This is a genomic window from Affinundibacterium baiyunense (assembly GCF_018139645.1).
Lineage (GTDB): Bacteria > Pseudomonadota > Gammaproteobacteria > Burkholderiales > Burkholderiaceae_D > Undibacterium > Undibacterium baiyunense.
The window spans coordinates 188,554-210,836 of the sequence record NZ_JAGSPM010000001.1 but is presented as its reverse complement, the minus strand read 5'-3'; the positions used below and the strand labels follow the sequence as shown (position 1 = coordinate 210,836).

General features: G+C 44.0%; 22 protein-coding genes. 7 read left to right on the top strand and 15 right to left on the bottom strand.

Annotated elements, in window-relative coordinates:
* Positions 1–273: 273 nt before the first annotated feature.
* The 7 genes from gltA to KDM92_RS00900 form a co-directional block, all read right to left on the bottom strand.
* Complete coding sequence (gltA, locus tag KDM92_RS00930) at positions 274–1,578, bottom strand: citrate synthase (RefSeq protein WP_212682590.1); 1,305 nt, start codon at positions 1,576–1,578, stop codon at positions 274–276.
* A gap of 102 nt (positions 1,579–1,680) precedes the next feature.
* Positions 1,681–1,950, bottom strand: coding sequence for an FAD assembly factor SdhE (locus tag KDM92_RS00925; RefSeq protein WP_212674450.1), 270 nt, complete (start codon positions 1,948–1,950; stop codon positions 1,681–1,683).
* A 147-nt stretch (positions 1,951–2,097) separates the two neighbouring features.
* Positions 2,098–2,808: a succinate dehydrogenase iron-sulfur subunit gene (locus tag KDM92_RS00920; protein ID WP_189344137.1), complete on the bottom strand. Its 711-nt coding sequence runs from the start codon at positions 2,806–2,808 to the stop codon at positions 2,098–2,100.
* Between the two features lie 10 nt (positions 2,809–2,818).
* Complete coding sequence (gene sdhA / locus KDM92_RS00915) at positions 2,819–4,594, bottom strand: succinate dehydrogenase flavoprotein subunit (protein ID WP_212682589.1); 1,776 nt, start codon at positions 4,592–4,594, stop codon at positions 2,819–2,821.
* A 2-nt stretch (positions 4,595–4,596) separates the two neighbouring features.
* Positions 4,597–4,965 carry a succinate dehydrogenase, hydrophobic membrane anchor protein gene (gene sdhD, locus KDM92_RS00910; RefSeq protein WP_212682588.1) on the bottom strand — a complete coding sequence of 123 codons (369 nt, stop codon included), beginning with the start codon at positions 4,963–4,965 and terminating at the stop codon, positions 4,597–4,599.
* Entirely contained in the window at positions 4,966–5,373 is a 408-nt protein-coding gene (sdhC, locus tag KDM92_RS00905) for a succinate dehydrogenase, cytochrome b556 subunit (RefSeq protein ID WP_212682587.1), read from the bottom strand.
* A gap of 158 nt (positions 5,374–5,531) precedes the next feature.
* Entirely contained in the window at positions 5,532–6,284 is a 753-nt protein-coding gene (locus KDM92_RS00900) for a GntR family transcriptional regulator (RefSeq protein ID WP_230408105.1), read from the bottom strand.
* A gap of 412 nt (positions 6,285–6,696) precedes the next feature.
* Here KDM92_RS00900 and KDM92_RS00895 point away from each other — a divergent pair, with 412 nt between their 5' ends.
* The 5 genes from KDM92_RS00895 (at position 6,697) to KDM92_RS00875 (ending at position 12,613) form a co-directional block, all read left to right on the top strand.
* The gene (locus KDM92_RS00895; RefSeq protein WP_212682586.1) at positions 6,697–7,686 is read left to right on the top strand and encodes a malate dehydrogenase; all 990 of its coding nucleotides are present in this window, start codon (positions 6,697–6,699) and stop codon (positions 7,684–7,686) included.
* Positions 7,687–7,841: 155 nt separating this feature from the next.
* Positions 7,842–8,819 (top strand): HpcH/HpaI aldolase/citrate lyase family protein, encoded by a 978-nt coding sequence (locus KDM92_RS00890; protein ID WP_212682585.1) that lies wholly within the window; start codon positions 7,842–7,844, stop codon positions 8,817–8,819.
* A gap of 64 nt (positions 8,820–8,883) precedes the next feature.
* Positions 8,884–9,390 carry a hypothetical protein gene (locus KDM92_RS00885; protein ID WP_230408104.1) on the top strand — a complete coding sequence of 169 codons (507 nt, stop codon included), beginning with the start codon at positions 8,884–8,886 and terminating at the stop codon, positions 9,388–9,390.
* A gap of 102 nt (positions 9,391–9,492) precedes the next feature.
* Complete coding sequence (gene acnA / locus KDM92_RS00880; RefSeq protein ID WP_212682584.1) at positions 9,493–12,228, top strand: aconitate hydratase AcnA; 2,736 nt, start codon at positions 9,493–9,495, stop codon at positions 12,226–12,228.
* Between the two features lie 121 nt (positions 12,229–12,349).
* Positions 12,350–12,613 carry a hypothetical protein gene (locus KDM92_RS00875; protein WP_212682583.1) on the top strand — a complete coding sequence of 88 codons (264 nt, stop codon included), beginning with the start codon at positions 12,350–12,352 and terminating at the stop codon, positions 12,611–12,613.
* Between the two features lie 120 nt (positions 12,614–12,733).
* On the opposite strand, the gene KDM92_RS00870 is transcribed toward KDM92_RS00875, so the two are convergent.
* The 6 genes from KDM92_RS00870 to phaC all read right to left on the bottom strand — a co-directional run bounded on the left by KDM92_RS00870 (position 12,734) and on the right by phaC (position 19,231).
* Complete coding sequence (locus KDM92_RS00870) at positions 12,734–13,213, bottom strand: GNAT family N-acetyltransferase (RefSeq protein ID WP_212682582.1); 480 nt, start codon at positions 13,211–13,213, stop codon at positions 12,734–12,736.
* 26 nt (positions 13,214–13,239) lie between these two features.
* On the bottom strand, positions 13,240–14,409 hold the full coding sequence (locus KDM92_RS00865; protein ID WP_212682581.1) for a cystathionine beta-lyase: 1,170 nt from the start codon (positions 14,407–14,409) through the stop codon (positions 13,240–13,242).
* 76 nt (positions 14,410–14,485) lie between these two features.
* The gene (gene rimO, locus KDM92_RS00860; RefSeq protein WP_212682580.1) at positions 14,486–15,868 is read right to left on the bottom strand and encodes a 30S ribosomal protein S12 methylthiotransferase RimO; all 1,383 of its coding nucleotides are present in this window, start codon (positions 15,866–15,868) and stop codon (positions 14,486–14,488) included.
* 98 nt (positions 15,869–15,966) lie between these two features.
* Positions 15,967–16,521, bottom strand: a complete 555-nt coding sequence (gene phaR / locus KDM92_RS00855) for a polyhydroxyalkanoate synthesis repressor PhaR (protein WP_212682579.1) — start codon at positions 16,519–16,521, stop codon at positions 15,967–15,969.
* 168 nt (positions 16,522–16,689) lie between these two features.
* The gene (locus tag KDM92_RS00850) at positions 16,690–17,430 is read right to left on the bottom strand and encodes a 3-ketoacyl-ACP reductase (RefSeq protein WP_189344124.1); all 741 of its coding nucleotides are present in this window, start codon (positions 17,428–17,430) and stop codon (positions 16,690–16,692) included.
* Between the two features lie 67 nt (positions 17,431–17,497).
* Positions 17,498–19,231: a class I poly(R)-hydroxyalkanoic acid synthase gene (gene phaC, locus KDM92_RS00845; protein WP_438947451.1), complete on the bottom strand. Its 1,734-nt coding sequence runs from the start codon at positions 19,229–19,231 to the stop codon at positions 17,498–17,500.
* A gap of 99 nt (positions 19,232–19,330) precedes the next feature.
* On the opposite strand from phaC, the gene KDM92_RS00840 reads away from it, so the two are divergent.
* A complete protein-coding gene (locus tag KDM92_RS00840) occupies positions 19,331–19,555 on the top strand; it encodes a hypothetical protein (RefSeq protein WP_212682578.1) in 225 nt (74 codons plus the stop codon).
* A 6-nt stretch (positions 19,556–19,561) separates the two neighbouring features.
* On the opposite strand, the gene pgeF is transcribed toward KDM92_RS00840, so the two are convergent.
* Together pgeF and KDM92_RS00830 are read right to left on the bottom strand one after the other, a co-directional pair.
* Positions 19,562–20,347 (bottom strand): peptidoglycan editing factor PgeF, encoded by a 786-nt coding sequence (gene pgeF / locus KDM92_RS00835; RefSeq protein WP_230408103.1) that lies wholly within the window; start codon positions 20,345–20,347, stop codon positions 19,562–19,564.
* Positions 20,344–21,372 carry an RluA family pseudouridine synthase gene (locus tag KDM92_RS00830; RefSeq protein WP_212682577.1) on the bottom strand — a complete coding sequence of 343 codons (1,029 nt, stop codon included), beginning with the start codon at positions 21,370–21,372 and terminating at the stop codon, positions 20,344–20,346. The genes pgeF and KDM92_RS00830 overlap by 4 nt, the downstream gene beginning before the upstream one ends.
* Positions 21,373–21,414: 42 nt before the next feature.
* Between KDM92_RS00830 and KDM92_RS00825 the strand changes: the two genes are divergently transcribed.
* Positions 21,415–22,212 (top strand): outer membrane protein assembly factor BamD, encoded by a 798-nt coding sequence (locus tag KDM92_RS00825; protein WP_189344122.1) that lies wholly within the window; start codon positions 21,415–21,417, stop codon positions 22,210–22,212.
* The last annotated feature ends 71 nt before the right edge of the window (positions 22,213–22,283 follow it).

Genomic DNA, 22,283 nt, shown 5'->3' with positions numbered 1-22,283 from the left:
TTAATCTAACCTTCCGCGACACGGCCTGACCGGTTAGCGGATTGCACATCAAGTTGTGGGGAAGGACTCATTCGAAATTCGATTTTCAACGTAAGTTTTTATCCAGCATTCAAAGGAATACCACTTAAAACGGACAGGAGAAATATTGACTTTCAACATCAATCGCGAGAATAACATATTTCGTCATAAAAAAAGCGAGTAATTTCTACTCGCTTTTATAAAATATATTTAATCGCTTAAATAATACTTACTATTAAATCTTACTAATTTTGCTTAACGCTTATCGATTGCTGGCACATCGCGTTTTGCTGCGCCGACAAACAATTGACGTGGACGGCCAATTTTTTGTTCTGGATCAGAAATCATTTCCTTCCATTGCGCGACCCAACCTACTGTACGCGCCAAGGCAAAAATACCAGTGAACAATGCAGTTGGAATACCTAATGCACGTTGCACGATGCCAGAGTAGAAATCGACGTTTGGATACAATTTGCGTGATACGAAATATTCATCTTCCAGCGCAATTTTTTCCAATGCCATTGCCAATTTAAACAATGGATCGTCTTGCAAGCCCAATTCGTTCAAGACTTCGTAGCATGTTTCGCGCATCAATTTCGCACGTGGATCGTAGTTTTTATACACACGATGACCAAAGCCCATCAACTTCACGCCAGAATTTTTGTCTTTTACTTGCTCGATGAAACGTGGAATATTGTCAACAGAGCCAATTTGTTCCAACATACTCAAAGCCGCTTCGTTTGCACCACCGTGTGCAGGGCCCCATAAGCATGCAATACCAGCAGCGATACACGCAAATGGATTCGCACCGGAAGAACCCGCCAAACGAACCGTTGATGTCGATGCATTTTGCTCGTGATCAGCGTGCAAAATCAAAATACGATCTAAAGCGCGAACCAATACTTCATTGACTTTATATGGCTCACATGGATTCGAGAACATCATGTACATGAAATTCGCGCTATACGACAAATCATTGCGTGGATATACGAATGGTTGACCGATAGAGTATTTGTAGGCCATTGCGACCAAAGTTGGCATTTTCGCGATCAAGCGAATTGCGGATACTTCGCGGTGGTGTGCATCATTGATATCTAAAGAATCGTGGTAGAACGAAGCCAACGCGCCGACTGTACCAACCAATACGGACATAGGATGCGCATCGCGACGGAAACCGCGGAAGAAGAATTGCATCTGTTCGTGCACCATGGTGTGCTTGGTCACGGTATCAACGAATTTTTGCTTTTGTTCAGCATTTGGCAATTCGCCATTCAACAACAAATAGCAAGATTCCAAAAAGTCGCCACCATTTTGCGCCAATTGTTCAATTGGGTAACCGCGATACAACAACTCACCTTTATCGCCATCGATGTAGGTGATGGAGGAATTACATGCCGCGGTCGACATGAAGCCTGGGTCATAAGTAAATTTACCTGTGGCACCGTACAATTTACGAATGTCGATTACGTCAGGTCCGATCGAACCTTTGTAAATTGGCATCTCGATCGATGGGGAGCCATCAGAAAATGATAGCGTTGCTTTTGTTTCAGAGTTAGTCATGGCTCTTCCTTCGTTGCAGGTGAGTCGTTAATAAAAAAGTGAGAAAAAATGAGAGAAAAACGAGCGAAATAAACTACCTTATTACACGTTCTTTATACAATCTTAAGCTGCGCGCAAACGCGTCAACAGCGCTTTCACATGAGGCAAATCGAGCTGATCTTCCGGCTCTTTTTTTCCCATCAACAAATCCATTAATGCATTGTCAGAGATATCCATTAGGCGACTAAATGCATCCACCTCTTCATCTGACATTGTTTCTTCATGCGCATCTAAAAAGCGCGTAAGTATCAAATCATTTTCTAGCAAACCGCGGCGCGCGCGCCATCGTAATCTTGCTCGATTAACTGGATCGCTTTGATGCAAACCAGACATCACACCTGACATGATTTTTCCTATCTCTCAAACTGGTCAGAATCTTCCAACGTACATCGAAGATTCTGACTCAGGAGACCCTAAACGACTCATTAATGTTCGGCTAGCTACCTAATTAAACCACCAGAAATGAGCAATTAGCGTCATTTACACTGCGCGACGAACCATCAACTCTTTAATCTTACCGATGGCTTTTGTTGGGTTCAAACCTTTAGGGCAAACGTCAACACAATTCATAATTGTGTGACAACGGAATAAACGATATGGATCTTCCAAATTATCTAAACGCTCACCCGTTGCTTGATCACGAGAGTCTGCGATAAAGCGGTAAGCCTGCAACAAACCAGCTGGACCGACAAATTTATCAGGATTCCACCAGAAAGATGGGCAAGAAGTTGAGCAGCATGCGCACAAGATACACTCGTACAAACCATCCAATTCTTCACGTTCTGTTGGTGATTGCAAACGCTCTTTTTCAGGCGGAATACTATCGTTGATCAGATATGGCTTGATCGAATTGTATTGTTTGAAGAATTGCGTCATGTCAACGATCAAATCACGAATCACCGGCAAGCCAGGCAATGGACGCAAAACGATAGGCTCAGTCAACTCATTCAAATTCGTGGTGCAAGCCAAACCATTTTTGCCATTGATATTCATCGCGTCGGAGCCGCACACACCTTCACGGCATGAACGACGCAGCGCCAAAGAATCATCAACGTCTGCTTTAATGCGCTGCAAAGCATCTAGCAACATTTTGTCGGTATCTTGCAATTCAACTGTCAAGTCTTGCATGTAAGGCTTCGCATCCTTGTCCGGATCGTAGCGATAGATTTTAAATTTTAAGGTACGTGCCATAGTGATCTCTTTAGAATGTACGTGCTTTAGGTTGGAAGGTTTCCACTGTCAGCGGCTTAGTTACAACTGGTTTGTAATCTAAGCGATTACCCTCGGAATACCACAAAGTGTGCTTCATCCAGTTTTCATCATCACGTTTTTCGTAATCACGATGCGCATGCGCCCCACGTGATTCTTTGCGTGCATTTGCTGAAGTGATCGTTGCCTTCGCAGTCTCGATCAAATTATCTAATTCCAAGGCTTCTACACGTGCAGTATTAAATACTTTGGACTTATCTTTAAATGAAACGTGCTTGCGACGCTCATCCAATTCCATGATTTTGCCCAAACCTGTTTGCAACAAGTCATCGGTACGGAACACACCACAATATTGTTGCATTGTGCTACGAATCGCATTAGCAACATCTTGAACGCGCTCTGTGCCAGTGCTGTTTTCCAATTTAGACAAACGAGACAATGCCAAATCAGCTGCGTCCTTTGGCAATTCTTTGTTGCTGCGCGTTTTTAAATTGCTCGCCACAACGTGGTTACCTGCTGCGCGACCGAAAACGATCAAATCGAGCAAGGAGTTCGTACCCAAACGGTTCGCACCGTGAACAGATACGCAAGCGCATTCACCGATTGCATACAAGCCATTCACCACTTCATTCACGCCATTCTTCGTCGTGACGACTTGACCGTGAATATTAGTTGGAATGCCACCCATTTGATAGTGAATCGTTGGAACGACAGGAATTGGTTCCTTAGTTGCATCCACATTCGCAAATTTATGACCAATTTCCAAAATCGACGGCAGACGTTTTTGAATCGTATCCGCGCCGATATGACGCAAATCGAGCAACACGTGATCTTTATTTGGACCACAACCGCGCCCTTCTTTAATTTCCTGATCCATAGAACGGGAAACGAAGTCACGTGGTGCCAAATCTTTGAGCGTTGGCGCATAACGTTCCATGAAGCGCTCACCCTGACTATTAATCAGGATGCCGCCTTCACCACGCACACCTTCAGTAATCAATACGCCCGCACCGGACACACCAGTTGGATGGAATTGCCAGAATTCCATATCTTGCAAAGGCAAGCCAGCGCGCGCTGCCATACCCATGCCGTCACCGGTGTTAATAAATGCGTTGGTTGATGCTGCAAAAATACGACCCGCACCACCAGTTGCAAAAATTGTCGTCTTCGCTTCCAGCATCATGACTTCGCCAGTTTCCATTTCGAGCGCTACAACGCCCAATACATCGCCATCTGCATCACGAATTAAATCAATCGCCATCCACTCAACGAAGAAATGCGTACGTGCACGCACATTACGTTGATACAAAGTATGCAAAAGCGCGTGACCAGTACGATCTGCCGCCGCACAAGCACGTTGAACTGGCTTTTCACCAAAATTCGCGGTATGGCCGCCGAATGGACGCTGATAGATAGTGCCGTCAGCATTACGATCGAATGGCATACCAAAATGTTCTAGTTCGTACACAACTTTTGGAGCTTCGCGGCACATGAATTCAATTGCATCTTGATCACCGAGATAGTCGCCGCCTTTGACAGTGTCGAACATATGCCAGAACCAATTATCTTCTGACATATTACCTAGTGATGCACCGATACCACCTTGTGCAGCAACAGTGTGTGAGCGGGTTGGGAATACTTTAGACAGAACAGCCACATTCAGGCCAGCTTCTGCCAACTGCAAAGATGCGCGCATGCCAGAGCCACCAGCACCAACGATTACTGCATCAAAGCGACGGGAAGGAATTGCTGATTTAATCGCAGCCACGGTTACACTCTCCACAAAATTTGCGCTGCATAACCAGCACAAGCGATCAGCCACACAATAGTAGCGACCTGTAAAATCAAACGCAACACGACTGAATGTGTTACATAATCCATCCAAATATCACGCACACCAACCCAAGCGTGATATAACAAAGCGACAATTACGGCAAAGGTAAATAATTTAAACCATTGCATCGAAAATACACCAACCCAAGCTTCATAAGTGAAGCGCGTACCCGTCAAAAACAAAGCCAAAATAACCAACGTATAGAGCGCCATTAAAATGGCAGTAACACGCTGCGCCATCCAATCGCGCAAGCCATAGCCAGCGCCAACAACTAGGCGTTTAGGTCCGATATTGTTGTTTGCCATTTAAAATACTCCAAATAATTTCAATGCAACCAAGGCAGTCAAACCCAAGCTAATCAACAAAACTGCGACCGCTGAACGACGACCGGAATCTTTATCAACACCGACATGAAAATCCATGAATAAGTGGCGAACACCAGCACTAAAGTGATGCAAATAAGCCCAAACCAGAGCTAACAGCACTAACTTAACGATGATCGAGGAAGCAAAAATATGCATCATCGCAAATGAAACTTCCGATTGCAGACTTTGCTCCAGTAAATACAGAACAAATGGCAACAAAAGGAACATCAATAGCCCACTTGCACGATGCAAAATGGATACGAAGCCGGCCAAGGGCAAGCGATAACCGAGTGCATCAGTTAAGCGCATTACACCGTAACGCTTCTTATTTTTAACAACTTCAGACATAAATAAACTCCCTCAAAATGACTCAGCACTACAACTTTATAATTTTCGCCTATTTTGATGCATTGCACCAACAGATTTGATGGTTTTCTGAAAATTATTCTTAAATTTGATCAAGGATTAAGCAAATAAGTTGGGTCAATTGCCTTCACACACACGGTTCAACTCAATTCATTGCGATAGTGATGCGCATTAGTTAGATACAAACCGCGACGCAATTCAACCGCACGATCACCATAAGTGAAAGAAATTCGCTCTACACTCAATAGCGGAACACCCAACGCAACTTTCAATAACTCTGCCGCCTCCTCCTCAGCGCACACGGCACGAATTTGTTCTTGCGCTCGAATCATGTGTGTACCAAACTCAGACTCAAACAAGGCATACATCGGGCCTTTGTACTCATTCAATCGCTCCATCGTTAAGCCTTTAAAGATGGAACCCGGCAGCCACAACTCTTCCAAGATGGTCGGCACACCAGAAAAAGATTGTACACGCTTTAGAAAAACGACAGATTCACCTGACTTCATCTCTAAAAGTCGCGCAACTTCAGCTGGTGCGCGCAATCGTTTTACTTCAATAATTTTATTTTCAGGATAAGATCTCTCGCCATTGTCTGGCACTAATCTTAAGAAGCGAAATTGAGAACGAGCCTCGTGATGGGTTGCCACAAAGGTGCCCTTACCTTGTCTGCGAACCACGAGATTTTCAGCGGATAACTCATCAATTGCTTTGCGCACAGTTCCCTGACTAACCTTAAAGCGCGCAGCCAATTCAATTTCACTTGGAATTAACTCACCCGGTTTCCACTCACCAGATTGTAGACTTTGTGTGATTAAGCCCTTGATTTGCTGATACAAAGGGCTAAAAGTCGGCGCCGCAGAAGCATACGAATCCGTATCGGAAGCTGTCATACTTTTCGATTCATTGGGCGGCATAGTTGATGGCACAGTTGGATTCATAGTCCGCAATTTCACCACAAAAACTGCCAACAAGTCTAGAGAAAACTAAAAAACTTAACATGTCTTATATAAGACATAAGATATCGATTGACACAATCATAGGGTGGCAATAAACTTCGGTAGATTAGACTGATCTAGCTCAATGTTGATCACATTTTTTGATAAATTCAACGCGTGTTAGGCAGCATAATTGTAAATTCAATCGCAATAATCAAGAATTCAGCGTTATTATTTCAGCTGCTGTTTTCATTTACTTTCGATTGTTTGCAAACATGAATGAATTCGATAATCCAAGATTTGCTTCAATCTAATTCTTGGATTAAAGCATTACAATATTATTTTTACACCACTGCGGAGAAATACCATGTCTAAATCCCCAATGCGCGTTGCTGTAACTGGCGCAGCTGGCCAAATCGGCTATTCCCTACTATTCAGAATCGCTAACGGCGACATGCTGGGCAAAGATCAACCAGTCATTTTGCAATTATTAGAAATCCCTGATGAAAAAGCACAAAAAGCGCTCAAAGGCGTGATGATGGAAATCGATGATTGTGCATTCCCATTATTGGCAGGCATGACAGCGCACAGCGATCCAATGACCGCATTCAAAGATGCTGACGTTGCCTTGTTGGTTGGCGCACGTCCACGTGGACCAGGCATGGAACGCAAAGATTTGCTAGAAGCAAATGCGCAAATTTTCACTGTCCAAGGTAAAGCATTGGATGCAGTTGCATCACGTAATGTGAAAGTATTAGTGGTTGGAAACCCAGCTAACACAAACGCTTACATCGCGATGAAATCGGCACCAAACTTGCCAGCGAAAAACTTCACAGCGATGTTACGTTTGGATCATAACCGTGCATTGTCACAAGTTGCTGCGAAAACAGGCAAAGCGGTTGCTGATATCGAAAAACTCTGCGTTTGGGGTAATCACTCTCCAACTATGTATGCCGATTATCGTTTTGCGACTATTGCTGGTCAATCAGTCAAAGACATGATTAACGATCAAGAATGGAACAAAGACGTGTTCTTGCCAACAGTTGGCAAACGTGGCGCAGCGATCATTGAAGCACGCGGCTTGTCGTCTGCAGCGTCTGCAGCGAATGCAGCGATTGATCACGTACGTGACTGGGTACTCGGTACAAACGGCAAATGGACAACTATGGGCATTCCATCCGATGGTTCCTATGGCATTCCAGAAGGCACGATGTTTGGCTTCCCAGTAACAACAGAAAACGGCGAATACACGATTGTTCAAGGCTTGGAAATCGATGAATTCTCACGTGAACGTATTAACGTGACGCTCAAAGAATTGCAAGAAGAGCGTGATGGCGTGAAGCATTTGGTAGGCTAATTTGTTTTGGGCCTGACTTGTTAGTTGGGCCCACTTGTTTTATACGATTTTAAAATTATCGTTTTTTGCATTGAATTATTGGATAACACTATTCACGCAAATTTGATAAAAAAGTATTCAGATTTATTCGCAAATTCTTATCATTCAAGTCGCTGATGCATCCATCTCAGGCATTATTTCAAGAACAGGCTGCGCCAATTTTTCTGCCAGTATGCGATCACTATGCAGGCTCTGAAAAGTTGATGCTGAAATCGTTGAGCCTACAAAACGAACTAGGTCCTGTGTTTGATATCACGTTTGATTGTGAAGATGGTGCCGCAGTTGGTAACGAGCTAGAACACATACGCATGCTGTCGAAGATTATTGCTTCAAGTGATAATCAATTTAATCGAATTGGCGTTCGTGTCCACCACCTCGCGCATCCATGCTTTCGACAAGATATTGAAGTCTTGTTGAGTCAAGCCGATGTGTGCAAGAAGTTAGCCTACCTAGTTTTACCAAAAGTAGATAACGTTTCGGAAGTGAACACATCGATTCACTTCATTAATGAAATTGCGACACAACATGGTCGCACTTCTATCCCTATCCATATTCTGATTGAAAGCCAAGCAGGACTCGCTAATGTAGGCGAACTCGCGGCAGTTCCTCAAGTTGAATGCCTGTCTTTTGGAATTATGGATTTTGTTTCATCCCATTGGGGCGCGATACCTGCAAGTGCTATGCGCTCACCAGGTCAATTTACTCACCCTTTGGTAACGAGAGCGAAACTAGAAATCGCAGCAGCCTGTCATTTACATGGCAAGGTTCCATCACATAATGTTTCCACGGACTTTAAAGATCCATCAATTACATTAAGTGATGCTACAAGAGCAGCGCTAGAGTTCGCTTATACGAGAATGTGGAGTATCCATCCCAATCAAATAAAACCGATCATCAAGGCGATGGCACCACGTAGCACAGAAATTAAAGAAGCGATCCATATTTTAAGTACTGCTCAGGAAAATCAATGGGGTCCAATTGAAATTCATGGTCGACTACATGACAGAGCAAGTTATCGCTATTATTGGACTGTCTTAAAAAAAGCAAGTATCAGTGGCGTCAATCTACCCGAAGGTGCACAATACTTAGTTTAAAACGTCGGTAACACGAACAAGCCCGAAGAACTCCATAAAGCACTCGAATCAAAGAAGAAACATCATGAAAAATTCAAGCTCTCATTCTCTACAATTATTTTTCAAAGCTACGATAGCTTTGCTGGCAGCTGGTCTCATGACATCTGCAGCCGCAAATGATATTTCAAACAGTACGAGCTCAGCAAAAAAGACAGTCAAAGCAAAACCAGTAAAAGTCGCCAAGGCTAGTAGCAAAAGTGCTGAGATTGATGCAAGCGAACCAGAACCAAACATCGAACAAAGTTCTGATACCGAATACAAGTGCGAACTCGGTAATTCATTGGTAATGTATGCCCATCCAGAAGACAACAAAAGTTTGGCGATGCGTTGGAAAAATCGTTTGTACAAACTGACGCGCGTCGAAACATCAACCGGTGCACATCGTTTTGAAAATGAAAAAATTGGTTTAGTGTGGATCAATATCCCCTCTAAAGGCATGCTGCTCGATTCCCGTCGTGGGCATCAGCTAGCGAACGAATGCAAAAGTACCAAGATCGCCAGTTTAGAAACAACAGACACCGTAGTGAAATAAGTATCTGCAAGTTATATCAAAGATTATTTTTTAGTTTTCCGTTTTATTTTTATATCCGCATCACCTCACTTCATTGTTCATCATCGAAAATAAGGAACAGCCATGAGCCAAGCTAACTATCAGGACGCGTTTAAAACGCTGAAAGATTTTAAAATCACCGATACCAAGAAAGGTAAGTTTTTCTCCCTACCTGCATTGGAAAAAAATCTCGGTGTGAAAATTTCACGCTTACCAGTGTCAATTCGTATCGTTCTAGAATCCGTTTTGCGCAATTGCGACGGCAAGAAAGTGACCGAAGAACACGTCAAGCAATTGGCAAATTGGGGCGCTACTGCAGCTCGTACCGACGAAATTCCATTTGTCGTGTCACGCGTAGTTTTGCAAGACTTTACTGGCGTTCCATTGTTGGCTGACTTGGCAGCAATGCGTAATGTCGCATCGAAACAAGGTAAAAATCCAAAAAATATCGAACCTTTGGTTCCAGTGGATTTGGTAGTTGATCACTCTGTTCAAATTGATCATTTCCGTGAAAAGAAAGCACTCGACCTGAACATGAAATTGGAATTCTCTCGTAACAACGAGCGTTATCAGTTCATGAAATGGGGTATGCAAGCATTTGATACTTTCGGCGTGGTTCCTCCAGGCTTTGGTATCGTACACCAAGTTAACTTGGAATACTTGGCACGCGGCGTGCATAAAGTAAATGATGCGAAGAAAAACGATGTTTACTATCCAGATACATTGGTAGGTACAGATTCACACACCACCATGATCAATGGTATCGGTGTAGTTGGTTGGGGCGTTGGTGGTATCGAGGCAGAAGCTGGCATGCTCGGCCAACCAGTTTATTTCTTGACACCTGACGTAGTCGGTGTGAACTTGACTGGCGCATTGCGCGAAGGCTGCACGGCGACAGACTTAGTTTTGACCATCACAGAAATGCTGCGTAAGGCAAAAGTGGTTGGCAAATTTGTCGAATTCTTCGGTGAAGGTACGCGCTCATTGTCATTGACAGACCGCGCAACAATCGCCAACATGGCACCGGAATATGGCGCAACGATGGGCTTCTTCCCAGTCGATGAAGCAACTATCGATTACTTCAAAGGCACAGGTCGTACCAAAGCAGAAATCGACGCATTCGAAGGCTATTTCAAAGCTCAGAAAATGTTCGGTATTCCGAAAAAAGGTGAGATCGACTACACCACTGAGTTGAGCCTCGACTTGTCGACAGTTGCACCATCTTTGGCAGGTCCGAAACGCCCACAAGATCGTATCGAAATCGGCAATGTAAAATCCACTTTCGCAGACTTGTTCAGCAAACCAACTTCTGAAAATGGTTTCAACAAAAAAGCAGAAGATTTGGGTGCGGTTTACACCAATGCAGATGGCGTTAAAGTGAAGAACGGCGACGTCTTGATCGCTGCAATTACTTCTTGCACCAATACTTCTAACCCTAGCGTTTTGTTGGCAGCTGGTTTGTTGGCGAAAAAAGCAGTTGAAGCAGGCTTGAAAGTGCCAGCGCATATCAAAACATCTCTAGCGCCAGGCTCCCGCGTGGTCACTAAATACCTCGAGGCAGCTGGTTTGTTGCCATACTTGGAAAAACTCGGCTTCGGCGTTACTGCCTACGGCTGTACAACCTGTATCGGTAATGCTGGTGACTTGACACCTGCGATGAACGAAGCCATCGTTGCAAACGATATCGTCGCTGCCGCTGTTTTATCTGGCAACCGTAACTTTGAAGCACGTATTCATCCAAACATTCGCTCTAACTTCTTGGCATCGCCACCATTGGTTGTCGCATACGCAATCGCTGGTAACGTTACTAAAGACTTGATGACAGAGCCTGTTGGTCGCGTCAAAGGTAAAGACATTTTCTTGGGCGATATCTGGCCCACCAGCGCAGAGATCAACAAGTTGATGAAGTTCGCGATGAACTCCAAAACATTCAAAGAGAACTATGCGGACGTTAAAGGTGCGCCAGGTAAATTGTGGGAAGACATCAAAGGCGTGGCAGAAGGCGAAGTCTACAACTGGCCAAGCTCCACTTACATCGCTGAACCTCCGTTCTTCGCTGATTTCACTATGGAGCCTAAGGCAGCGGCAACTGGGATTACTGGCGCGCGCGCTTTGGGCGTGTTTGGTGACTCCATCACAACCGATCACATTTCCCCTGCTGGTTCCATCAAAGAATCGAGCCCAGCTGGTAAGTGGTTGAAAGAAAACGGTGTGTTGAAAGCAGACTTCAACTCCTACGGCTCACGTCGTGGTAATCACGAAATCATGATGCGCGGCACCTTTGCCAACGTGCGTATCAAGAACTTGATGATTCCTGCGAAACCAGACGGCTCACGCGTTGAAGGTGGCGAAACATTGTTCCAACCAACTGGCGAACAAATGGCGATCTACGATGCAGCGATGAAATACGTTGCTGAAGGCACGCCAACCATGATCTTCGGCGGTGAAGAATATGGTACAGGTTCTTCACGTGACTGGGCAGCTAAAGGCACGCAATTGTTGGGCGTAAAAGCAGTTATTGCGAAATCTTTCGAACGTATCCACCGCTCCAACTTAGTTGGTATGGGTGTCTTGCCATTGCAATTCTTAGGCAGCGACAGCGTTGATTCATTGGGCATCACTGGCAATGAATCTTTTGATTTGAAAGGTATCGAAAACGACATCAAGCCACAGCAACAAGTGACTTTGGTGATCAACCGCGCCGATGGCAGCAAACAAGAAGTAAAAGTCTTGTTGCGTATCGATACACCGATCGAAGTTGACTACTATAAGCATGGCGGTATCTTGCCATTCGTGTTGCGTCAATTATTGGCTGCTTAATTAAGTGCGTGTAGCGCGAGTGTGTTAAATAAAAGGGAATGTGACAGCAAGTGGCACATTCCCTTTTTTCTAAGTCCCAAGCAAAGTATTTTCAGTATTATCCAATAACAAGGAGAGCAATATGTGGAAGGCACTAGTAGGATTTTTAGTTTTTGCAGCAATCGCTTTATATTTTATCTTTACATCAGGCGACAAAATGGACATGCAAGGTGAGGCTGGTGCTCATACAGGTGCAGCGTCTGAACACGTGGCTTCTGCATCAGCAGCAGCTTCCGCAGCAAGTGTGCCAGCACCAACGGCAGATGCTGCAGCATCAACTGCTTCGGCTCCAGCATCCGCGCCAGCGCCAACAATGGAAGCAAGCGCATCTGCTGCAAGCAAATAATCAAATTAAATCTAGTTTGAATCAAATCAGTATTTAGTTTGACCTATGTAAAAAAAGCCTGCGTTCAGTATAGAACGCAGGCTTCATTATTTTTGGATATTTGTTACTTATCGACGGTGGTCAGGCATTCGCAAAATTCAATAAATCATCCCCTGCTAAGCGATACTTCACCCACTCAGATTGTGGCTTTGCGCCGACAGATTGGTAAAAATCAATTGCAGGCTGATTCCAATCAAGCACACTCCATTCAAAACGTCCGCAACCCTCCTCTACCGCCAATTGCGCTAAATGACGGAGTAATAGTTTTCCTGCTCCCAAGCCACGATGTTTCGGTGAAATATATAAATCTTCGAGATATAAACCTTTTTTTCCTTGCCATGTAGAGTAATTGTAGAAATACACCGCAAAGCCAATCGGGACACCGTTCGATTCGCAAATCAAGGCCTTCGCCGGTGATTCTGCAGAAAAAATACTGCTCTCAATGTCCGCCATTTTCGCTTTGACCTCGTGCTCGGCTTCCTCGTAAATCGCCAACTCGACGATAAATCCATGTATGCTCGCTGCATCTGTTGCGACTGCTTTACGAATAGTAATTGTCAAGATATGCCTCTTTTATTCTCAAATGTTTACAGTAAGTTCAATGACTGTTCGATATCCGCAATCAAATCATCGACATCTTCTAGCCCAATATTGAAACGCACTAAAATTCCTTTGTCTTGCCAATTTTCACGCATCGTTTCAATTCGGTAGGGTACGCATAGGCTATGTGAGCCACCCCAGCTAAAACCAATTTTAAAAAGCTTTAATTGGTTTACGAATTGATCGGTTTGCGCTTCTGAAAACTTCTCGTCAAACAAAACGGAAAACAGCCCTCCTGCGCCAGTAAAATCACGTTTCCAAATCGCATGACCAGGGCAATCTTCCCAAGCAGGATGTAGAACCTTGATGATTTCTGGACGTGTCTTTAACCATGCTGCAATCTTGCGTGCTGCAATATCATGCGCTTCGAATCGCAATTTCATACTTTGCAGTCCGCGCAGTACCAAATACACGTCATCCATGCCGACACCCAAACCGAGACGCATGTGTGTCATCAATATACGGTTATTCAATTCAGAATCACGTGTGATAACTGCTCCCATTAACACGTCTGAGCCGCCGCTTTGATATTTCGTCAAAGCTTGCATCGAAATATCTACGCCATGGTCAAACGGTTTAAACGCCAAACCAGCAGACCAAGTATTATCAACTGCCACCAACACGCCTCGACTATGTGCAGCATTGCAAATCGCAGGAATATCCGCGACTTCCATCGAAACAGAGCCGGGTGTTTCTGCCCAAATCAATCGGGTGTTTGGCAAAATTAATTCACCAATCGCGCTGCCGATCATAGGATCATAAAATCGTACGCTGATCCCAAAGCTATTTTTCAACCACATGCCAAATTCTTTGTTCGGACCATAGGCGTTATCAGGAATGAGAACATCATCGCCAGAACTTAAAAATGTCAGACTCACCAAACTAATTGCTGACAATCCACTCGGCGCCAATACACAATGTTTTCCGCCTTCGATATGTGCGATTTCACCTTCAAGTTGAAAGCTGGTTGGGGTACCATGTAGTCCATAAGTGTATGCCGACTTGTTCAACCAACTGCGTGAACGCATTGCCTCAACATCTTTAAATAGCACAGTTGACGCATGATGAATCGCCGTAGGAAAAGATGCGAAGCCCTCCGGAGCCCGGTATTCAGGATGCACTATGCTTGTGTTTTGACCTTGCTTTTTATTCGTCATAATACTGTTCTCAAAAAATATAACGCAGATAAAAAATAGGGGCGATTACGCCCCTATTGTTCTGTTCATTTCTAACTTAAATAGCTTCGCCCCACAGATCATGCGCATCTGCTGCTGTGATTTTCACTTCAACAAATTCGCCAACTTTTAGTTTGCGATGCGGTTCAAATGGCGGCTTCACATAAACCACACCATCAATTTCAGGCGCGTCAGCCGCACTTCGACCAACGCCACCGCTGCGATCCAAACTATCAATCAAAACACGCATGGTTTTACCGACCTTGGCTTGCAAACGTTTCTTCGAAATGGATTCTTGCAATTCCATGACGCGACGGCGACGATCTTCACGCACTTCATCTGGTAATTGATTTGCCAGTTCGTTTGCAGTAGCGCCTTCCACTGGAGAATAAGCAAAACAGCCTAAACGATCAATTTCTGCTTCTTTTAAGAAGTCCAATAGGTATTCAAACTCTTCCTCAGTTTCTCCCGGAAATCCAGCAATGAATGTCGAACGTATCGTTATCTCTGGACACATTTCACGCCAAGCTTTGATCCGTTCAATATTTTTCTCACCGCTTGCTGGACGTTTCATACGCTTAAGCACGTCAGGATGTGCGTGTTGCAAGGGAACGTCGAGATAAGGAAGTACGTGTCCATTGTTCATAAACGGAATAATTTGATCGACATGCGGATAAGGGTAAACATAATGAAGCCGTACCCACGCGTCATAACGCTTAGCAAGTTCGCCTAAAGCTTCAACCAATTGCGTCATATGCGTCTTGACTGGTTTTCCATCCCAGAATCCAGTGCGGAATTTCACATCGACACCATAAGCACTGGTATCTTGAGAAATAACGAGAAGTTCTTTAACACCTGCTTTAAATAAATTTTCTGCTTCAACCATCACCTCGCCGATTGGTCGTGAAACCAAATCACCTCGCATTGATGGAATGATGCAGAAACTACAGCGATGATTACATCCCTCAGAGATCTTCAAGTACGCAAAGTGTTTAGGTGTCAACTTCACGCCTTGTGCAGGCACTAAGTCAATAAACGGCTCATGCGGTTTAGGCAAATGTTCATGCACTGCCGTCATCACTTCAGTCAAAGCATGGGGTCCGGTAACCGCCAACACCTTCGGATGTACACTTTTGATTAAATCATTACCATTCGCATCCTTCTTTGCGCCTAAACATCCTGTCACAATGACCTTACCATTTTCATTGAGCGCTTCCGCGATCGCATCCAATGACTCTTGAACCGCAGCGTCAATGAAACCGCAAGTATTGACGACGACTAAGTCCGCGCCATCATACGACTTCGCAGTTTCATAGCCTTCTGCTCGCAATTGGGTCAGAATTTGTTCGGAGTCGACCAAGGCTTTCGGGCACCCGAGGGAAACAAAGCCAACTTTTGGTGCTGTGGCTTGATGTGCGGAAGAGAATGTTTCGTTAGACATAATAAAAAAAGGATACAAAGCAATTCGCTATTGTACCCTTTCTGAGTCACTTACTACAGCACATGCACCACTAAATGAACTGCAAGCGCTTGAATCCATTACTTTTTCTTATCATCTGGAACAAATGGAAATCCAAACATATTTTTCGATTGATTTTGCATCTGCTCTTGCATTTGTACAAAAAGATTTTTACTTTGATCAATGTAGTTGCCCATCATGCCTTGCATCATCGGCCCTTGCACATTCATAAATTGCGTCCACATTTCAGGGCTGAATGGTTTACCATCCAATCCACCAGCAGCAGCACCTTCGGTGAGTTTATTTTGAATATCGATAAACGCTTGGATATTTTTTTCTAAATAGGAACCCATCATCCCTTGCATCGCATGTCCGTAATAACGAATAATCTGCGCTAAAGCGACACTAGAAAACATCGGCGCACCGCCCGCCTCTGCTTCCAAGATGATTTGCAATAAAATACTACGCGTCAAATCCTCACCAGTTTTTGCATCGACCACTGCAAAATCATCATTTTCCATCACAAATTGTTTTACATCGACCAAGGTGATGTAGCTGCTGGTTTGGGTATCGTATAAGCGACGATTTGGATATTTCTTAATCAAATGTTTGCTTATTTTTTTTGTACTATTCATTGCATTCTCGTTCAAAAACTGCATTAAAGAATAAAACTGAGATGCTTATGAATCCCCACTTCATCATAAGCATCTTGGGTGAATTTCACGCGAAACTATGTGCCAACTTGCAGCATTATACTTAGTGCAAAATTCTTAGAAATAGTTCATTCGACCAATGCCGAATGCTTATCCCATATGCAAACCGCCGTTAATTGAGAAGTCAGAACCGGTAGCATAACCACCTTCATCCGATGCAATCCATGCAACAATCGACGCGATCTCTTCAGGCTCTGCTAGTCGTTTGACAGGAATTCCCGCAACAATTTTCTCCAACACGTCTGGGCGAATTGCGCGAACCATATCGGTGCCAACATAACCCGGTGAAACTGTATTAACCGTAACACCTTTGGTCGCTACTTCTTGTGCCAACGCCATCGTAAAACCATGGATACCAGCTTTAGCTGTGGAGTAATTGGTTTGTCCAAATTGTCCCTTCTGCCCATTCACAGAAGAAATATTAATGATACGCCCCCAACCACGGTCAACCATACTTTCAATTACTTGTTTCGTGACATTGAACAAGGAGTTCAAATTAGTGTCGATAACTGCATCCCAATCGGCCTTGCTCATCTTACGGAACTGGCCATCACGGGTAATGCCTGCGTTATTTACTAACACATCAATTTCACCAATTTCAGCACGTACTTTTTCAAAAGCTGCACGCGTTGATTCCCAATCTGACACATTACCTTCAGACGCATGCACATCAAAGCCTTCAGCACGCATGTCGGCCAACCATTTATCTTTACGTGGAGAGTTTGGACCACATCCTGCAACGACTGTATAACCATCTTTACATAAACGTTTACAAATTGGAGTCCCAATACCACCCATACCACCTGTTACATAAGCAATTCGCTTTGACATACTTAATCTCCAGAGTTTTTATAAAAGGCACTACTACACGAATCGGTAAACAAATTTACCAGATCAATTAATCTGCACGTACTTTGACATATCGTCCTGGTGCGGACTCTAACTCACTATACCCTACCGCCCCTAGTTTCGCGGGCGCTTTTACCATTTTCCCTGCATTTTCTTTTAAAAATGTTGCCCATTGTGGCCACCAGCTACCGGGACACTCTGTAGCTGCATCCAACCAAGATTGCGCATCGACTGCGGATTGATCATTAATCCAGTAATTGCGTTTATTTTTTGACGCTGGATTGATAACTCCAGCGATATGGCCCGATGCACCTAACACAAAACTATTTCGAGTTTTCTTCTTCGGATTTAATAAGCTCATCGAGGCGAAAGCCGCCTGCCAAGGAACAATATGATCTTCTTTAGAGCCATAAATAAAAACCGGGGCATCAATCTTAGACAAGTCAACTTTATTACCTGCCACTGTTAATTTACCCGGGATTTTGAGACTATTTTCAAGATAAGTGTTGCGCAAGTACCAGCAAAACATCGGCCCAGGCAAATTAGTGCTATCAGAATTCCAATACAAGAGATCAAATGCCGGTGGTTTTTGTCCCTTCAAATAATTGGATTGAACGTAGTTCCAGACTAAATCGTTCGGCCGCAAGCTAGAAAACGTACTTGCCAAATCACGTCCTGGCATCAAGCCACCGTGTCCTAGTGTCTGTTCACGCATGCTTACCTGCAGCTCATCGACAAACACATCAAGCACACCAGTATTGGAGAAATCTAACAAAGTCGTTAACAAAGTTAAACTGCTCGCTGGATGATTACCCCGATCTGCTAATACTGCTAACGCGGTTGAAACGATGGTGCCGCCAACGCAGAAACCAAACACATTCAATTTATCTTGCTTACTAATTTCTTGCGCGACTTCAATCGCCTTGATTGCGCCTTGTTCGATGTAGTCATCCCAAGTAATGTCTGACATACTTTGATCGGGGTTGGCCCAAGAAACCAAAAACACCGTGTGCCCTTGTTCTACGGCATAACGCACCAATGAATTCTCAGGTTGCAGATCTAAAATGTAGAACTTGTTAATACATGGCGGCATCATTAACAAGGGACGTTGATGCACGGTTTTGGTCAAAGGCTTATATTGAATTAATTGGAACAAGCGATTTTCAAAGACTACAGAGCCTTCTGTCGTCGCCACATTTTTACCGACCTCGAACGCAGACTCATCAGTCAATGAAATTCGTCCCTTTTGCAAATCTTCCAGCATCAGCGCAATGCCCGACATTAAACTTTCGCCTTTCGTTTCAATCAGCTTGGCTTGCGCTTCGGGGTTGGTGGCGAGGAAGTTTGCGGGCGACATCGCGTCAACCATTTGCTGTACAGCGAATCGAATCTTTTGTTTCTTCTTTTCTGGTGCTTGCACTGATTCAGCTAGCAAACTGAGGAAACGCGCATTCAGTAAGTAAATCGCGACGTTATAAGCATGATTTGTTTGCTCATGCCAATTGCTGGAAGAAAAACGTCGATCATCAAATTGTGGTAACTTGGCAGCGATAAAATCTTTCCAGAGATTTCCGAGTTCAATGAAGTACTCGGATTGCAATCGAGTGAGCACGGCAGGATCGATCTCAGCACCGTATTCTTTTAAACTAGCGAGAATTGATGAGTCTGGCGCAAAAGGATTTTGCACTCCCGCTCCCGCATTTTTCATCCACTCTTGCATAGGGCTATGCTTGATTAATTCCTGCATCCAATTCATGTACATCGACTGAGAAGTGTCACTCATTATGCAATTTTCCTCGTTATAGAGTATTGTCGATGCTTTCGACAATCGATCGACCATTTAAAACCGAACATTTAAAACGAAACATCTAATAGAACAACTATGGCTTTCTTATATCTTATCGCAATCGCGTGGATTTATGTCGTACTCTTGATGTCTTTAGCGGAATCCTCATTTATCGCTGGCATCATGACTTTTATTTTTTATTGCGTCATACCTCTTGGTTTGGTGCTATATATTCTCAGCTCTCCTGCGCGTAAACGTCAGATCAAAGAACGTGAGCGCGCCGCATTGGAAGAGCGGCAGCGGCATGAGAACAACCAATAGCATACGCTACTCAAGCCAAATCCAACTTGCCATACGACCAGTAATTCCATCGCGTCGGTAAGAGTAAAAAAGTGTCTCTTCTTCATAAGTACAGTACTGGCCTCCATGTATTCGTTGAACGCCACAACCGTGTAAGATATGACGCGCTAAACCATAAATATCAGCCAAAAATTTACCGCTTGATTTTGCTTGTTTAAAGCTAGCACGATGCTCATTCGATTGTTGAACGAATTGATCAAAAACCTCTTGACCCACCTCAAACGCGTTCGATCCAATTGCAGGGCCAAACCAAACAGTAAATTCAGCATATGTTTTCACGCGTAACTCTTGCAAAGTATTTTGAATGACGCCATTGGCCAAGCCACGCCACCCGGCATGAATCGCCGCAACATATTTCCCATCTAAAGAGGCAAGCAAAATGGGTAAGCAATCCGCTGTTAGTACTGCACATGCCTGATTCGGTAAATTGGTATAACTGGCATCAGCCTGCACAGGATTTGTATTCGAACGTTGAGCAAGATTGACCGCCATGTTGCCATGAATTTGTGATAAGAATATGACAGGCTGCGGCATATATTCGGCGATACACGCGCGATTTAATTGAACTGATTCGTCTAAGTCGCCAACATGATCACCCAAATTAAGACCGGCATCACCACTGGCATCACCATACGGCGCTAGACTCACGCCGCCAACTCGCGTACTAGAAAAAGCCTGCACATTTGTTGGACAATCGGGCCAATCAGGCTTAATTAGCATCAAGCCTGTGTCGTCATCTAAAATCATAGTCATGATTCAGACATTCCTGCGCGGCTTAATAATTCAATGAAATCAGGCTCTAAAGGTATTTCCCACTCAATCGTCTGATGGGTTACTGGATGAACCAATCCTAATTTACGTGCTTGTAGTGCTTGGCGAGGGAAAAATCGTGCTAGATGCTGCTTGCCATACAAAGTGTCGCCAACCAAAGGAAAGCCAGAAGACGACATATGTACGCGAATTTGATGCGTACGTCCCGTTTCTAAATGACATGCAACCAAGCAAACCGGAAACTTTTCCAGCATACCAGTCGCCAATCTTTGAAAATGCGTTATGGCTGGCTTGGCTAAAACACTTTGAGAAACCGCCATTTTCAAGCGATCTCTGGAGTGTCTCGCCATCGCCGCATCGATGGTTCCCGAAGCGTTTGGCGTTCCCCAAACTAAAGCAGCATACTCACGCTTTACCGTACGTGCTTGCAACTGACGTACCAATTCTGTCTGCGCCATGATAGTTTTGGCGACCACCATCAAACCTGAGGTGTCCTTATCAAGTCGATGCACAATGCCGGCACGCGGCACACTGGCTAGCGCTGGTCGATGAAACAATAATCCGTTCAGCAAGGTACCAGACCAGTTCCCTGCCCCAGGATGCACAACCAAACCTGCTGGCTTATTAATCACCAGTATTGCATCATCTTCATAAACAATAGTTAACGGGATATCTTCCGGCACAAAAGCATTATCTTCAGCTGCAAGCTGCGGTTGAATTGTGATTAACTCGCCACCGAGCATCGTCGTTTTGATCTTCGATGTTTTGCCATCAACTTGTACGTGTCCGTCTTCAATCCATTGTTGTAGGCGTCCACGAGAAAATTGTGGAACCAACTTTGACAAAACTTTATCTAAACGATCACCACAAATACTATCAGGCAAGATTAAACTAATCGGATCACTCCCTTGATCTGACTTAATTGATTCTTCATGATCAATTTCATCAAGTTCTAGTTCAGTATCGGTTAAAATCATTTGGTCTTTTGGTATAACAGTATTTACCATCGGCTATAATCCGTAAATTATTCTCATGCACATGCAAAGTTTATGCACATTAAATATATAAAATTGTTAGGTTTGGCTCTATCTTTTTCACTAGCAGGTTGCGGTATTTTCGGTGACAAAGTAGAGGAAAGTAAGAATTGGACCGCTGAGAAATTATACGCTGAAGCAAAGGATGAATTAGCATCTGGATCTTACGATCGCTCAGTACAATTATTCGAAAAACTCGAATCCCGCTTCCCTTTTGGTGCTTACGCGCAGCAAGCACAATTAGAAATCGCTTATGCACACTATAAACAAGGCGATCAAGCACAAGCTTTAGCGGCAGTTGATCGTTTCATTAAATTACACCCCAATCACGCCAACGTTGATTACATGTACTATCTACGTGGATTAATCAATTTTAATGACGATATGGGCTTTTTTAGCTTTATCGCCAATCAAGATGTAACCGAACGTGATCCAAAAGCGACGCGCGATTCATTTGATGCGTTTAAAGAATTAGCAGTCAGATTTCCAAATAGTAAGTATACGCCAGATGCGATCGCACGCATGAAGTATTTGGTAAATGCATTGGCGCAATATGACTTACACGTAGCAAAATACTATTTGCGTCGGAATGCATTCGTCGCTGCAGCAAACCGCGCACAATCTGCGATCAAGGAATATCCAGATGCACCAGCGGTTGAAGAAGCTTTAGTTGTATTAATTAAAGCCTATGATGGAATGGGAATGGTCGAATTGCGCGATGATGCGAAAAGAGTATTCACCAGCAACTTCCCGAAAAGTACGCTTTTAGAAACCTATGGCAGCAAAAAAGCTTGGTGGAAGTTTTGGAGCTAATTCAGTGAGCTAAAACTCAGTTAGCTAAGTTTGGTTCGAAGAAAATAGATGCCCCTAATAACAGAGCCTCA

Coding starts and splice junctions, on each gene's coding strand:
- gltA (WP_212682590.1), bottom strand. CDS start 1,578: ATGACTAACTCTGAAACAAAAGCAACGCTATCATTTTCTGATGGCTCC.
- KDM92_RS00925 (WP_212674450.1), bottom strand. CDS start 1,950: ATGTCTGGTTTGCATCAAAGCGATCCAGTTAATCGAGCAAGATTACGA.
- KDM92_RS00920 (WP_189344137.1), bottom strand. CDS start 2,808: ATGGCACGTACCTTAAAATTTAAAATCTATCGCTACGATCCGGACAAG.
- sdhD (WP_212682588.1), bottom strand. CDS start 4,965: ATGGCAAACAACAATATCGGACCTAAACGCCTAGTTGTTGGCGCTGGC.
- sdhC (WP_212682587.1), bottom strand. CDS start 5,373: ATGTCTGAAGTTGTTAAAAATAAGAAGCGTTACGGTGTAATGCGCTTA.
- KDM92_RS00900 (WP_230408105.1), bottom strand. CDS start 6,284: ATGACAGCTTCCGATACGGATTCGTATGCTTCTGCGGCGCCGACTTTT.
- KDM92_RS00895 (WP_212682586.1), top strand. CDS start 6,697: ATGTCTAAATCCCCAATGCGCGTTGCTGTAACTGGCGCAGCTGGCCAA.
- KDM92_RS00890 (WP_212682585.1), top strand. CDS start 7,842: ATGCATCCATCTCAGGCATTATTTCAAGAACAGGCTGCGCCAATTTTT.
- KDM92_RS00885 (WP_230408104.1), top strand. CDS start 8,884: ATGAAAAATTCAAGCTCTCATTCTCTACAATTATTTTTCAAAGCTACG.
- acnA (WP_212682584.1), top strand. CDS start 9,493: ATGAGCCAAGCTAACTATCAGGACGCGTTTAAAACGCTGAAAGATTTT.
- KDM92_RS00875 (WP_212682583.1), top strand. CDS start 12,350: ATGTGGAAGGCACTAGTAGGATTTTTAGTTTTTGCAGCAATCGCTTTA.
- KDM92_RS00865 (WP_212682581.1), bottom strand. CDS start 14,409: ATGACGAATAAAAAGCAAGGTCAAAACACAAGCATAGTGCATCCTGAA.
- rimO (WP_212682580.1), bottom strand. CDS start 15,868: ATGTCTAACGAAACATTCTCTTCCGCACATCAAGCCACAGCACCAAAA.
- phaR (WP_212682579.1), bottom strand. CDS start 16,521: ATGAATAGTACAAAAAAAATAAGCAAACATTTGATTAAGAAATATCCA.
- KDM92_RS00850 (WP_189344124.1), bottom strand. CDS start 17,430: ATGTCAAAGCGAATTGCTTATGTAACAGGTGGTATGGGTGGTATTGGG.
- phaC (WP_438947451.1), bottom strand. CDS start 19,231: ATGAGTGACACTTCTCAGTCGATGTACATGAATTGGATGCAGGAATTA.
- KDM92_RS00840 (WP_212682578.1), top strand. CDS start 19,331: ATGGCTTTCTTATATCTTATCGCAATCGCGTGGATTTATGTCGTACTC.
- pgeF (WP_230408103.1), bottom strand. CDS start 20,347: ATGACTATGATTTTAGATGACGACACAGGCTTGATGCTAATTAAGCCT.
- KDM92_RS00830 (WP_212682577.1), bottom strand. CDS start 21,372: ATGGTAAATACTGTTATACCAAAAGACCAAATGATTTTAACCGATACT.
- KDM92_RS00825 (WP_189344122.1), top strand. CDS start 21,415: ATGCACATTAAATATATAAAATTGTTAGGTTTGGCTCTATCTTTTTCA.